Origin of the sequence: Mannheimia haemolytica (assembly GCF_004342115.1) — a bacterium.
GTDB lineage: Bacteria > Pseudomonadota > Gammaproteobacteria > Enterobacterales > Pasteurellaceae > Mannheimia > Mannheimia haemolytica.
This window is the reverse complement of the sequence record NZ_SMAC01000044.1, coordinates 1-12,760: the sequence shown is the minus strand read 5'-3', so window position 1 is coordinate 12,760 and position 12,760 is coordinate 1. Positions and strand designations below refer to the sequence as shown.

13 protein-coding genes are annotated in these 12,760 nt (G+C 42.2%); 1 reads left to right on the top strand and 12 read right to left on the bottom strand.

The features are described from left to right. Window positions 1-130 precede the first annotated feature (130 nt). The 7 genes from EDC41_RS12610 to truD all read right to left on the bottom strand — a co-directional run bounded on the left by EDC41_RS12610 (window position 131) and on the right by truD (window position 5,692). The gene (locus tag EDC41_RS12610; protein ID WP_006251112.1) at window positions 131-697 is read right to left on the bottom strand and encodes a DNA-3-methyladenine glycosylase I; all 567 of its coding nucleotides are present in this window, start codon (window positions 695-697) and stop codon (window positions 131-133) included. A 423-nt stretch (window positions 698-1,120) separates the two neighbouring features. After that, complete coding sequence (locus EDC41_RS12600) at window positions 1,121-2,401, bottom strand: peptidoglycan DD-metalloendopeptidase family protein (RefSeq protein ID WP_006251113.1); 1,281 nt, start codon at window positions 2,399-2,401, stop codon at window positions 1,121-1,123. Between the two features lie 18 nt (window positions 2,402-2,419). Next, a complete protein-coding gene (locus EDC41_RS12595; protein ID WP_006249474.1) occupies window positions 2,420-2,620 on the bottom strand; it encodes a hypothetical protein in 201 nt (66 codons plus the stop codon). A gap of 12 nt (window positions 2,621-2,632) precedes the next feature. Further along, window positions 2,633-3,133, bottom strand: coding sequence for a LysM peptidoglycan-binding domain-containing protein (locus tag EDC41_RS12590; protein WP_006249473.1), 501 nt, complete (start codon window positions 3,131-3,133; stop codon window positions 2,633-2,635). Between the two features lie 17 nt (window positions 3,134-3,150). Further along, a complete protein-coding gene (locus EDC41_RS12585) occupies window positions 3,151-3,735 on the bottom strand; it encodes a YqaA family protein (RefSeq protein ID WP_006249472.1) in 585 nt (194 codons plus the stop codon). Then, a complete protein-coding gene (surE, locus tag EDC41_RS12580) occupies window positions 3,722-4,510 on the bottom strand; it encodes a 5'/3'-nucleotidase SurE (RefSeq protein WP_006251114.1) in 789 nt (262 codons plus the stop codon). The genes EDC41_RS12585 and surE overlap by 14 nt, the downstream gene beginning before the upstream one ends. Window positions 4,511-4,672: 162 nt before the next feature. Next, window positions 4,673-5,692 (bottom strand): tRNA pseudouridine(13) synthase TruD, encoded by a 1,020-nt coding sequence (gene truD, locus EDC41_RS12575; protein WP_006251115.1) that lies wholly within the window; start codon window positions 5,690-5,692, stop codon window positions 4,673-4,675. A gap of 159 nt (window positions 5,693-5,851) precedes the next feature. Here truD and tpiA point away from each other — a divergent pair, with 159 nt between their 5' ends. Further along, window positions 5,852-6,643, top strand: a complete 792-nt coding sequence (gene tpiA, locus EDC41_RS12570) for a triose-phosphate isomerase (RefSeq protein WP_006251116.1) — start codon at window positions 5,852-5,854, stop codon at window positions 6,641-6,643. A gap of 86 nt (window positions 6,644-6,729) precedes the next feature. Here the strand turns inward: tpiA and EDC41_RS12565 are convergent, their stop codons facing one another. The 5 genes from EDC41_RS12565 to gshAB all read right to left on the bottom strand — a co-directional run bounded on the left by EDC41_RS12565 (window position 6,730) and on the right by gshAB (window position 12,539). After that, entirely contained in the window at window positions 6,730-7,215 is a 486-nt protein-coding gene (locus EDC41_RS12565) for a DUF986 family protein (RefSeq protein WP_006251951.1), read from the bottom strand. A 92-nt stretch (window positions 7,216-7,307) separates the two neighbouring features. After that, window positions 7,308-8,144: a PTS mannose transporter subunit IID gene (locus EDC41_RS12560; protein ID WP_006251952.1), complete on the bottom strand. Its 837-nt coding sequence runs from the start codon at window positions 8,142-8,144 to the stop codon at window positions 7,308-7,310. A 13-nt stretch (window positions 8,145-8,157) separates the two neighbouring features. Further along, complete coding sequence (locus EDC41_RS12555) at window positions 8,158-8,952, bottom strand: PTS mannose/fructose/sorbose transporter subunit IIC (RefSeq protein WP_132303694.1); 795 nt, start codon at window positions 8,950-8,952, stop codon at window positions 8,158-8,160. Window positions 8,953-8,963: 11 nt separating this feature from the next. Beyond that, window positions 8,964-9,941 (bottom strand): PTS mannose transporter subunit IIAB, encoded by a 978-nt coding sequence (gene manX, locus EDC41_RS12550; RefSeq protein WP_006251954.1) that lies wholly within the window; start codon window positions 9,939-9,941, stop codon window positions 8,964-8,966. 321 nt (window positions 9,942-10,262) lie between these two features. Continuing rightward, complete coding sequence (gene gshAB, locus EDC41_RS12545; protein ID WP_006249999.1) at window positions 10,263-12,539, bottom strand: bifunctional glutamate--cysteine ligase GshA/glutathione synthetase GshB; 2,277 nt, start codon at window positions 12,537-12,539, stop codon at window positions 10,263-10,265. Between the last annotated feature and the right edge of the window lie 221 nt (window positions 12,540-12,760).

Sequence of the window (12,760 nt, the reverse complement as noted above, 5' to 3'; positions counted from 1 at the left end):
CGGATTTGGGTGGAAAAGAATTTAAGCTCAAATTAATCTGACAGACACGGTAATTTAAAACGGGGGACTGTCAGATTAGGTTTGATCTTCTACATGTTAGGCGACCAAATGGTCGCCTAATTTTTTGTGTTTATTTATGTTTGAACACGCAATTATTCACATGGTCATTAACCAGCCCCATTGACTGCATAAAAGCATAGCAAGTAGTCTCGCCTACAAACACAACCCCACGTTTTTTCAACGCTTTTGGCATTGCTTTTGAGGTTTCTGTATGAGCAGAAACAGCTTCAAGTGTTGGTACATCATTAATTTGCGGCTGATAATTCACAAAAGACCAAATAAACCGACTGAAGTCTTCGCCATTTTGCTGCATTGTGATATAAGCTTTCGCATTTTTTATAATGGCTTCTAACTTTGCTCGGTGGTGGATTAAGCTAGTGTTTTGCATTAACAAATCAATTTCTTCTTCACCCATTTTGGCAATTTTTTCAGGATTAAACTGATGGAATGCTTGGCGGTAGGCTTCCCGTTTTTTCAACACCGTAATCCAAGAAAGTCCGGCTTGTTGCCCTTCAAGGCAGATTTTCTCAAACAGTTTGAGGCTGTCAAACTCCGGTTTTCCCCATTCTTCGTCGTGATATTTCATATAAATTTCACTGCTTTTACACCAATCACAACGTATTTTAGTCTCACTCATAGTAAATTTTCCAACCTTCAGCTTTTTTGAGTAAACGAACTTTTCCGTCTTTTGAAATATAGCCTCCTTTAACCGCCTCCAATAACATAGAAGATTCAGAGAGCTTCGTTGAGAAGACTTCGGCTTGAAATCGATCTTCAGATAACAAAATATAAATGCGATGTGAAGGCTCGGTTGGATCCAATAATTGAATGTCGGCTATACTGAATAAAGGTATGCACGTTTTTTTAAGAAAGAGTAGCGAAAAGAAGGAGAGCAAGTGTAAGCATCGCTTGGGCTAGTTGGTGTTGCTCGGTAGTCCGAACAAGCTATCAGCAGTAACGAACTTATCATGTGTGCGATATATTTTTTCATTTGCATAATTTTCCTAAAAATTGACCGCTTGTAGTACACAAGCGGTCGGATTATGCTAAAAAGTTACTCTTATTTTCTTGGTAAATAACGAGCCGGATCGACAGATTTTCCTTTGTAACGAATTTCAAAATGTAATTTATTCGTATTGGTTCCTGTACTACCTAAAGTCGCGATTTTCTGACCGGCTTTCACCGTTTCTTGCTCATCAACTTCAATAGTATTGTTGTGTGCATAAGCACTTAAGAAATCATCGGTATGTTTGATGATGATTAAGTTACCGTAACCCTGCAAGGCATTACCGGCATATACCACTTTACCTGCGGCGGCAGCACGTACATCTTGTCCTTTATTGCCGGCAATATCAATGCCTTTATTACCTCCTTCTGCTGAGGAGAAGCCTGAAATTACACGCCCGCTGGTTGGCCATTGCCATTTAATTGATGAAGCTGGTGCAGAAACAGTATTACTACTTTGTACGGCACCACTTGCTGTGCCATCTGTGGCACGAATGGTGGAGGCGGTACGGTCCTCTGTTGCATTTACTGTACCGACAGAAGCAGTTACTGCCGGAGCAGTTGCAGTTGTTGCTTTAATACCGTTATTAACCGGCGTGACATCAGCGTTGGCTGTGCCTGCTTTTACCGGCCCAGTAATATTACCGCCAGAAGCATAGGTTGTGCCGTTTGCACCTTGTTGGTAGGTAATTTGTGGTTCAACCGGTACGGTGACTTTTTCTTCCACGGTAATAGTTTTCGTTGCAGATTTGCCGGTTTTGAGTTTTTGCCCTACGCTTAATTGGTAAGGTTCGCTCATATTATTAAGAGCGGCGATTTCTTTTACATCTTTACCCACAATATAGGCAATCAAAAACATTGTGTCGCCTTTGCGTACGGTATAGGTAGAGCCATCGTAGAACCCTTTTTGAATTTGGTTGTACATTGGGGCATTGTTGGCATCACGCGGGATCTCAAAATTTTGATCCACTTTTTTCTCGACCGTTTTCGTTTTTTTCACGATTTTGGTCGTGGTTGTCGGCTGTGGTGGTTGTTCGGTAATCACCGGATTGGTAATTGGCTGCGGTACAGTCGCCACAGGTTGTGGCACTGAAACCGGCTGGGGCATTGTTTGCACCGGAGTGGTATTCATCGAGCTTGGCATTGGTGCAGATTGAATATCAGACTGCCAGCCACCGCTTGAATTAATTGCACCTGCACTCACATCAACAGGCTGCATCACGCCCGGGCTTAATTCGTTATTACCGGAAGCATTCACCACCGGTGCTGGATTGTTTGAAGAACAGGCTGCCAAAACAGCAGAGACTAAAGGGAGAAGAATAAATTGTTTTTTCATTAAATGATTGTCCTAAAATTATTTCATACTGTCAGGCATTGACGTTGATTGAATATCAGACGGCCAACTGTAACTGTCTTGGCTTGCGCCTGAGCCTTCAATCGGTTGTAATGTGCCTGCAGGTAACATATTTGGATCTTCAACTTGTGGCTGAGTAGGCGAGCTACAAGCGGTCAAAAATGCACAAGAAATTGCAAATGCTAAAAGGGTTCTGTTCATTTTCTCTGCCTATTAACGAACACGTAAGACTTGCCCGACTTTCAGTGGAGAGCCGGTATTTAAACCATTTAGCTGCGCAATTTGATTGGCATTGGTGCCGGTTAGATAACCGATTAAATAAAGCGTATCACTTTTACCTACCGTATAGTGACTTTCTGTGTAGCAGCCTTTGGTAATTTGTGAATAGATAGGAGCATTATTCGCATCACGCACCACTTGGCAGTTCCCTACTGTTTCAACTTGAGAGCTATCACTACCACTTGAAACAGGCATTGGTGCTGGTGCTGCCGAAATTGGTTGTGGTGCAGAGTAAGTCGGCTGCTGATAGGTTGGCTGAGTGGCAATAGGTTGATTCATCGAGGCAGGCATTGGTGCAGTTTGAATGCTATCTGCTGATTGCCAAGTTGCATTTGCTTCTGTTGTTTCTACCGCAGAAGTGGATTCACCCGAATTGCTTGAACAACCCACTAAAGCAAAAGAAATCAGAGATAAAACAAAAAGTGATTTTTTCATTTTTATATCCTTAAAATTTATTTCATTAATGTATAAATTATATAGGCAACAACGGCTAAAACGATTGTTCCCCAACCAATTAATTCAATTGAGCGGCGAATTTTTTGTTCATATTTTTTGCCACCCCAAGCAGAGAGTTTTGCTACCAAAATAAAACGGGCAAAGCGAGAAATCGCAGCAGTAATCACAAACGGGAAGAACGCCATCTGCATTACACCGGCACAGATGGTAAATACCTTATAGGGAATCGGCGAAAAACCGGCTAAAAATACTACCGCAACCCCCCAAGTTTCAAACCATAATTTCGCTTTATCAAAGTTTGCTTGCATTCCCCAATTTGCGATGACGCCTTGCACCCAATCGGTAGCATATAGGCCGATAAAATAGCCGATAACACCACCGGCAACCGAAGCAAGGGTAGTGTAAACTGCATATTTAAACGCATTTTGCGGTTTTGCCATCGACATCGGAATCAACATCACATCCGGCGGAATCGGGAAAAAGATCGCTTCAATAAAACTGACAAAACTCAACCAAAAAGCAGCGAAACGGTGCTTAGACCACTGCATTGTTTTGTCATAAATTGTTTCAAACAGTTTCATTAAAAATGCCTTTTAAGGTTGCTATCGTTTTATGAGCGGTCATATCCACCTGAATCGGGGTAATAGAGACACAGTCTCGGTTTAATGCATAAAAATCGGTGCCAAAACTTTCATCAATCGGATCACCGGTGACGCCAATCCAGTAAACATCGGCATTGCGAGGATCTTTTTGCTTCACAATTTCCGCTGCAGTTGAACGAGCACCCAAGCGGGTGATCATTGTGCCTTTTAGCTCTGAATAAGGTAAATTCGGCACATTCACGTTTAGGACGTGGTTTTGTGGGAATGGCTGGTTTTCCATTTTTTCCAATAAATCTAACACTACCTGTGCTGCCGTTCCAAAATGATTTTCACCGTCTAAAAACGAAGAATGTTTACGCCCAACCAGTGATACTGCAATACTCGGTAACGGTAAGTGGCGACCTTCTAACGCTGCCGCTACCGTGCCGGAGTAAACTACATCATCGCCTAAATTGGCTCCGTGATTAATGCCGGAGACCACTAAATCAAATTTTTCCGCAAATTTGCCGTCAAATAAGCCGTTTAAGGCTAAATGTACGCAATCGGCAGGCGTGCCGGCGATCACTGCATAATTATATTCATCAAAACGATGCACTCGTAGCGGATCAACTAAGGTTAAGCAACTTGAAGCTGCACTGCGGTTACGATCCGGTGCGATAATGGTCACGCTATGTCCGGCTTCACGCAAGGTTTTGGCTAAGGTTTGAATGCCGACAGCGTGAAAACCATCGTCATTACTAATTAAAATTCGCATAATTTCCTTTAGATCTTACATCTTGATAGAGTCTAAATACAAAGATCGCAATTCTAACAATTTTTCGACAGTTTTTTTAGTCTAAAGTGTAAAAAGCGGTAAGATTTTACCAAAGTTTTACAAATTGCAAAAAATCATTTAAATCTTACCGCTTGTGAGTGCTTAGGCTTCGTTCTGTTCGGCAAGTAGAATTAACTCTCGCACCAGTGCAGTGGCATAACTGCCTGAATCTAAAAAGAATTTTAAACGTAAACCCTCTTGTTCAAATTGCCATTCAAGATTTTGTGGCTTACAAAGCATAGCTCGGCGAGCGGCTGCCATACGCTCTTTTTGCATTAATGCAACCAGTTGAGCGTGTTGTTCGATGATAGTTTTTTCAGCAGGATTGCATTCTAATTCAAGCGATCTTTCGCCTATCAACGGGGCGGTGAGAAGTAGATCTTGCTGTGTTAAACGGGCTTGAGTCTCGGCAATTTCGTCCGATTTCACGCAGAAAAAGCTGTTAGAGCCGGCAAGTTGAACGTAATCATTTTTTAATACTTTTTGGATTAAGCCGTCACTAATCCGCTGTGAAACCACTAAATTAAACACTTCCGAGCGGGCAGCAGAAAGGTAGAAACTACGTTTTTTGCGATCTTTCACGCTAATTTCCCCATTTGCCCAACGCAGGGCTTGAGTCAGGTTATGTCCGTCTCTCCCAAAGCGTTGTTCGGTAAAATAATTGGGAAATCCGACCGCTTGTAACTGTTGCAAACGGTAAATCAACTCTTCGCTTTCTGTGACATCACGCAGTAATAATTCAAAATGATTGCCGGCTAAAGAGCCAACCCGAATTTTGCGGTTGTGGCGGGTCACTTCCAGCACTTCCACGCCTTCGCATTCAAAGGTGGAGAAATCGGGCGTTTCTTTGCCTGCTAAATGCAAGCAGAACCACTGCTCAGTCACAGCGTGGCGGTCTTTTAAGCCCGCATAACTCATTTCACGCTCGGAAATGCCGACAAATTTGGCTAACTTTTCCCCCACAAACAGCGTGTTGGCGCTGGTTTTGCGGATTTTAACCGCCACAAATTCCCCTTCGCCGGCTAGTTCGTAGCCCAGTTCTTCACGCACAATAAAGTCTGCATATTCGGCTTTTAGTCGCCCAACAGCTTGAGGAGGAGAGTATAAATAATTCAGTTTCATCAGGTTCTCATATTAAGGATATACGTAAGATTGAGAAATTATACGTTAAACCTTTCGATCTAGATCATAAAAAGCAAAATAAAAAGCACAAAACGGCTACAAAATTTGGTATAGTGCTTGATGTTAGATTTAAGTTCAACTTCATATAGGAGAAACAAAATGGCACGTCGTCCACTTGTAATGGGTAACTGGAAATTAAACGGTGATAAAGCCTTTACCAAAACCCTGATTGCAGATTTAAAAGCAGAATTACACGGCGTTGAAGGCTGTGATGTAGCAATCGCTCCACCGGTGATGTATTTGGCACACGCTGAAGCATCACTTGCCGGTTGTGGCTGTGGTTGTAGCGACAAAGGCTTAATCGCACTTGGTTCACAAAACGTGGATGTGAACGTAAAAGGGGCATTCACCGGTGATATTTCACCTGAAATGTTAAAAGAGTTTGGGGCGAAATATATTATTATCGGGCATTCAGAACGCCGTACTTACCACAAAGAAAGCGATGAATTTATTGCTCAAAAATTCAAAGTATTAAAAGATGCCGGCTTAGTGCCTGTATTATGTATCGGTGAATCTGAAGCCGAAAATGAAGCAGGTAAAACCGAAGAAGTGTGTGCAAGACAAATTGATGCGGTCATCAACGCACACGGTGTGGAAGCATTCAACGGTGCAGTTATTGCTTACGAACCAATTTGGGCAATCGGTACCGGCAAATCAGCCACTCCGGCACAAGCACAAGCAGTACATAAATTTATTCGTGACCATATTGCAGCTAAATCACAAGCAGTGGCTGACCAAGTGATCATTCAATACGGTGGCTCTGTAAACGATGCCAATGCAGCAGAGTTATTCACTCAACCGGATATTGATGGTGCATTAGTAGGTGGTGCTTCACTTAAAGCGCCTGCATTTGCGGTGATTGTTAAAGCGGCAGCGGCTGCTAAAGCCTAATCTAACCGATTTTACAAGCGGTCATCTTTCCTCGGTTTTTTGCAAAATTTCAGGGAAAAATGACCGCTTGTTGTTTTGTTTGCAAACTATTTCTGCTCACTTTCCTTTTTATAACCGCCAAAAAAATCCACTACCGGTTGAAGATCTTCCGCATTTTCAACATCGGCAAGTAGCCTTCTTCCGCTATGTAAATCAATTACCAAAATTTTTTCGTCTGCTTTTCCTTCTGCAATATTGACTTGATAAATCTTGTCGTAATTAAAAAAGACATTCGCAAAGAAAAAACCGTGCTGTTTTAACAACAAGCGAGGGGTGCGGAAAAAGGCGAGATAGACCGACAGAATAATGCACGTCGCCAGCAGGTAGAGTGTAAAGGGCTGGATTTGATTTTGTACGCCATAGCTAATTGACAAGACGATTAAACCAATCAATAACCAAGTATCAATTGTTTTTTGCTTTTTTAAACGGATTTCCAGTAAGGTTGTTCCTTTGAGTTTGTGCATAAAAACTTGGTCATAAATGGCGAACCCTAAGCCAAGTAAAATAAAGAGAATAAGGATGGTATTGGTCATAATTAAGCAAGTGAATTTATTTAGGCTAAAGCGTATAAAAAACCGCTTGAATGTTCAAGTTCAAGCGGTCTTTTTCACAGAAAATTTTGCAACTAAGCTAATGCACCGGTTGAAGCGCCGAGGATACCGATAACAAAGAAACCGAGGATAATCCAGATAGCATTTACTCGATTACGCAGTAACCACATACAAGCAAAGGTTAATAATAATGGGAGTAAGCCTGGCATTAAGCTATCGAGAATGCTTTGAACCGTTGTTACTTCAGTTGTACCGTCTTGTTTTTGAATGGTTGAAAGCACAAGCGGAACGTTAATGCTCGTCCATTTTTGTACCAATGCCCCCATAATAAACAGACCTAAAATTGAAGCACCTTCGGTTAATTTTTGCAATAAACCGCCGCTCATATCTTGCACAACATCTAACCCTTTTTTATAGCCATACACTACGCCATAATAGCGTGCTGCTAAACGCACTATGTTAAATAAGGCGAAAAACAGGATTGGACCTAAAAGCTCGCCTTTTAAGGCTAAGACTGCCCCTAACCCGGCAAATACAGGGCGAATGGTTCCCCAGAAAATTGGATCACCCACACCGGCTAACGGCCCCATTAAACCAACTTTAATACCGTTAATTGCGGCATTGTCGATTTCTTTACCGTTGGCTCGTTCCTCTTCCATCGCAATCGTTACCCCTAAAATCGGTGCAGCTACGAATGGTTGAGTGTTAAAGAATTCAGAATGGCGTTTAATCGCTTCTTTGCGACCCGGGTCATTTGGATCCGGATATAAACGTTTGATAACCGGTACCATCGCATACGCAAAACCGAGAGCCTGCATACGCTCAAAGTTCCACGAACCTTGGAATAAGTTTGAACGACGTACAACGGCATTCAAATCGCTTTTTGTTACTTTTTTGATTTCAGTTGTCATTTTAAATGCCCTCTTAGTCTAAACGGTTGTCTAAATCATTTTTTGGTGCAGCTGCCACCACTACCTGCTGGCTTTTGTTATATTTAGGGTGCATATGGATATAAACCATTGCAATAACCGTACCTAATACTCCAAGGGCAACAAGGTTAAAATCGGTAAAGCCTGCAATTACAAAGCCAGCGAAGAAGAACGGCATTAAATGACCTGCACGCATCATATTGATTACCATCGCATAACCTACCACGGCAATGAAGCCACCGGCAATTTTCAGCCCGGTTGTAACCACTTCAGGAATGGCATTTAACATTGTTTGAACCGCATCTGTACCTGCTGTTAATGCCACGATTAATGCCGGAATGGCAATACGCATTGCTTGAAGCAATAAAGCACCGCGATGTAACCAGTCTAAACGGCTTAAGTTACCGTCTTCAATTGATTTATCTGCTGCGTGTTGGAAACCCACGGTGATTGCACGCACAACATAGGTTAATACTTGGCCGGCAGCTGCAAGCGGAATAGCGATACCGGTTGAAATATCTTGACGACCTACAATGACTAAAATGGTTGAGACAATAGAGGCTAATGCAGCATCTGGTGCAACAGCGGCACCAATGTTCATCCAACCTAAGGCTAATAATTCTAATGAGCCGCCAACAATAACGCCGGTAGTCACATCACCAAGCACTAAGCCTATCATCGTACAGGCAATTAACGGACGGTGGGTTTGCCATTCATCAAGAATTGAGCCCATACCTGAGATACAGGCAACGAGGAATAAAAACACAATTTGTAATGCTGAAAGTTCCATAGTAATTTCCTTTAGATTAAGTTATGTTTTTTCAATAAATCCATCATATACTGACGGCTATCGCTTGAGACTTTGCGTACTTCTAATTCAACACCTTTCGCATCAATTGCTTTGAAGGCATCAATATCTTTTTGATCAACCGCCACAGCATGGCTAACCATTTGTTTCCCTTCTTTATGCGAAATACCGCCCACGTTAATGCTATTGAGTGGTACACCGCCTTCAATTAAGGCTAAGACATCACTTGGGTTGGTAAAGAGTAACATTACACGATCATCGGCATATTCAGGGTTGTTATAGACACGAATCATTTTAGGTACATCAACAACGTGAGCCGTTACGCCAAGAGGAGCAACACTTTTTAGCATAGTAGTTCGTACACTATCTTTTGCTACACCTTCGTTTACCACAATAATGCGATTGACTTTACTTTCTTTTGTCCAAACCGTCGCAACTTGACCGTGAATCAAGCGGTCATCAATACGGGCAAGGGCAATGGTCATACGACGTCCGTCATCAACAATTTCAGGCTGTTGAACAGCTGCAGTTTCTTGTGCAGGAGTAGCGGTTTGCACCTCAGCCACTTCAGGTTGGTGATTAAGTGAACGAATCCCGGTTGAGCCGGCTTCTAATGCGACTTCCACCAATTCTTCCAACGACTCCACATCATCACGAGCCATACAGGTGTTCACTAACATAGGAATATTCACACCCGCAACAACATCCATACCCGATTTTCCATCTTGGAATCGGTTTGCGGCGTTGAATGGGCTTCCTCCCCACATATCCACCAAAAACAGCACTTGGTCACAGTGTGATAGTGGACCTTCAACCAATGCTTGATATTTGCCCATAATCGTTTCTGCATTTTCGCCGGGAACAAAGTCAATGTAAGCAACATCTTCTTGTTCACCAATCAACATCTCAGTTGTTTTGAGAAGTTGCTCTGCAGCAACACCATGGGTTGCTATGATAATAGCAATGCTCATTTGTTACTCCTTGCGGTTTTTTAAGTTGTTTATTTACTGGGGCGAGATTTTAATATGATAATTATTTCACACAATGTATTAATTACAAAAGTGTGATCTATATCACAGACAATAAGCTTTTTTGGCTATAAATTGGGCTAAATGTCTTTTCTTTATAACATTTTGTTAACGGAGATATTTTCGATCGTTTTTACTTATACAAAAAAATTCTTCTTTTGGAGTGTTTTGCACAAAGTGAAATTTAATTGGAGTAAAACTTTAGAAATAAATTAAGGAGAATTCTTGAGTAAATTCTCCTTAAAAGAGGTATAGAGAGAAAATTTAATTGCCTATCTCAGGAAACAGCATTTTGATTACCGCTTTGGTTAAACGGCGGGATTTGCCTTGGTAAGGGAAAATGTGCATCATCATCATTGGGTTGAAGTTTGCCTCAATGACGCCCCAAGAGCTTAAATTTGGCTCGGCAGGTTTGGTGAGATCAGGAATGATCAAATCCACCCCACACACTTTAGCCCCCATTGCCTGAGCAATTCCCACTGCAATTTGTCTATAGCTTTCGTGCATTTGGTCGGTCATATCAATCGAATCGCCGCCGGTGCTGATGTTGGAATTGGCACGCAGTTGAACTGTTTGACCTTTCGCCGGTACGGAATCTACGGTTAAGCCTTGCTCTTTAAGTTGTAACTGCTCAATTTCACCTAAGGCAATTTTTTTCAACGGGCTACGAGAGCCATCGCCACGTAGCGGATCGTCATTTTTACGCTCCACCAGCTCTTTTACACTGTGAATGCCATCTCCCACTACATTCGCCGGTACACGCAGTAACACCGCAAGGGTTTCATCGCCCAGTACAAAGAAGCGGTATTCAGTACCGACTAAATAGTCTTCCACCATCACCTCTTTGTCTTCACGGAACGCAATTTCAACCGCTTTTGCAAAATCTTCTCGATTTTTGACCGCTTGTTGGAAGATGGTAATCCCTAAACCATAGTTAGTCGATTTCGGCTTAATCACCACCGCTTTGCCTTCAAATAGCGGATAATGTGCCACAGCCTGTTCAAGGTTGGTAAATTCAACGCTTTTCGGCACGTTAAAGCCGGCTTTTGCCAATACTTTTTTCGTCACCACTTTGTTTTCCATAATCAGCGGTGAAATGTATTGATCTCGGCTGGTCATATTGCCGTTTTTCACATATTCCAAATGATCGCCAAATTTCAGGGCGAGGAATTGATCGTTTTCGTCCAGTACTTCCACCTCAATCCCTTGTTGGATCAAATCAAAAAACAGGGCTTGGGTGGAAAGTTCCATATTATCAAATGCCGATAACGCATAAAAACGCTCAAAGGCTTGTGCCTTATAGGTTTGAGCCAATTTAGCCCCCAATGCTTTATAACTGCCGACTTCCTCTATTGCGGCAATTAAACGTCCGTTCAGGGTTTTGCTTGGATCAGCAAATTGAGCTAATTTTTCCCGCACCAAATCTAGGCTTTCCTGACCGGCAGATAATTCTTCAAGCATCGCTAAAAGTTGATTTAAAATGGCTTCACCTTCGGCACGGAAAGCGGTTTCTGTTCTTGGATCTTCAAGTGCGACTTGGTAAAGTTTCTGTTTGCCGATTTCGACCTCTTTTTGACCGCTTGTTTCCTCCAGCCAAAGCATACCGAGTAAGAAATAATGGATAAATTTGGCATCATTCAGCTCAATGCCGTAAGGGGCGAAAGGGTTTAAATCAAATAAACGGAATTCGGCGTATTTCACACCGTTTTCCAATAGCTCACGGGCTTTTTTGCCCCCTCGTAAACGCACATTGGAATAGAATTCTTTTTCGGCAATTAATAATCCGTTGGCAACATTGGCTTCAAGGCTTTCAACATAGCTTTCTAAGCTGTCGTGATTAACCACCACTTTTTCCGAATTCACATAACCATAAGGGCTTGAACGCAAGCTGCGGACAAGTTGCCCTCTCGCAAGCGGTGATTTTTCATAAAAATATTGCGATTCCACCGTAGGCGTGGCAGCCAATAAATAGAGCAAAATCCATTGATAACGCAAAAAGTTATTAGCTAACTTCATATAAAGTGCGTTTTGGAAGGCTTTCAGCTCGCTATATTCCGTTTGTAAAGCAAAGGCTTTTTCGACAAATTCCGTTGAAAGTTGAAAATTATAATGCACGCCGCTTACCATTTGCTTATATTTCCCATAGTTTTTGGAAAGGTGTTGGCGATATTGCACATCTTCAGGGTTGTCAAATTGTGCTTCTTGAATTTGCTCTTCCGGCGGCAAGCCTGCCGGCATACTGAGAGGGAAGATATATTCCTCCTCTGGCAACGAACGCAATACCACTTCGTGAATAGCAGAGAGCCAACGAAAACTGTCTTCTAATTTAGCATTCGGGGGAGTGATTAACTCTAGCTGACTTTCGGCAAAATCGGTTTGAATATAAGGGTGGTAAGAGCGATTACCGAATACGGCAGGGTGGGGAGTAGTAACGATATTGCCGTTGCGATCAACCCGTTGGCTCTCTTTCTCAAGCCCAAAATTCCCTTGTTGAAATAGCAATGCTAAATGATTTTCTCGGATAAGTTTTTGTAGTTTCATCATCTATCCTTTGTAGTCAAAAAAATGTATCGGCACAATAACACAAATGAAAGACTTAGTGAAATAGTGGGTTTTAGTTTATTGGAATGAAGTAGATGATTTGGTTATAACAGAAATACTGCTTCGGATAAAGCCCCTTATACCATTGAACCACCTTTTGAGATTCCTGAGAGTTGGGTGTGGGTGAGGTTGGGGGATATATGCCTAAAAATTACAGATGG

Excerpts from the sequence above, each read along its gene's own strand:
- EDC41_RS12610 (WP_006251112.1), bottom strand. The coding sequence starts at position 697 with ATGAGTGAGACTAAAATACGTTGTGATTGGTGTAAAAGCAGTGAAATT.
- EDC41_RS12600 (WP_006251113.1), bottom strand. The coding sequence starts at position 2,401 with ATGAAAAAACAATTTATTCTTCTCCCTTTAGTCTCTGCTGTTTTGGCA.
- EDC41_RS12595 (WP_006249474.1), bottom strand. The coding sequence starts at position 2,620 with ATGAACAGAACCCTTTTAGCATTTGCAATTTCTTGTGCATTTTTGACC.
- EDC41_RS12590 (WP_006249473.1), bottom strand. The coding sequence starts at position 3,133 with ATGAAAAAATCACTTTTTGTTTTATCTCTGATTTCTTTTGCTTTAGTG.
- EDC41_RS12585 (WP_006249472.1), bottom strand. The coding sequence starts at position 3,735 with ATGAAACTGTTTGAAACAATTTATGACAAAACAATGCAGTGGTCTAAG.
- surE (WP_006251114.1), bottom strand. The coding sequence starts at position 4,510 with ATGCGAATTTTAATTAGTAATGACGATGGTTTTCACGCTGTCGGCATT.
- truD (WP_006251115.1), bottom strand. The coding sequence starts at position 5,692 with ATGAAACTGAATTATTTATACTCTCCTCCTCAAGCTGTTGGGCGACTA.
- tpiA (WP_006251116.1), top strand. The coding sequence starts at position 5,852 with ATGGCACGTCGTCCACTTGTAATGGGTAACTGGAAATTAAACGGTGAT.
- EDC41_RS12565 (WP_006251951.1), bottom strand. The coding sequence starts at position 7,215 with ATGACCAATACCATCCTTATTCTCTTTATTTTACTTGGCTTAGGGTTC.
- EDC41_RS12560 (WP_006251952.1), bottom strand. The coding sequence starts at position 8,144 with ATGACAACTGAAATCAAAAAAGTAACAAAAAGCGATTTGAATGCCGTT.
- EDC41_RS12555 (WP_132303694.1), bottom strand. The coding sequence starts at position 8,952 with ATGGAACTTTCAGCATTACAAATTGTGTTTTTATTCCTCGTTGCCTGT.
- manX (WP_006251954.1), bottom strand. The coding sequence starts at position 9,941 with ATGAGCATTGCTATTATCATAGCAACCCATGGTGTTGCTGCAGAGCAA.
- gshAB (WP_006249999.1), bottom strand. The coding sequence starts at position 12,539 with ATGAAACTACAAAAACTTATCCGAGAAAATCATTTAGCATTGCTATTT.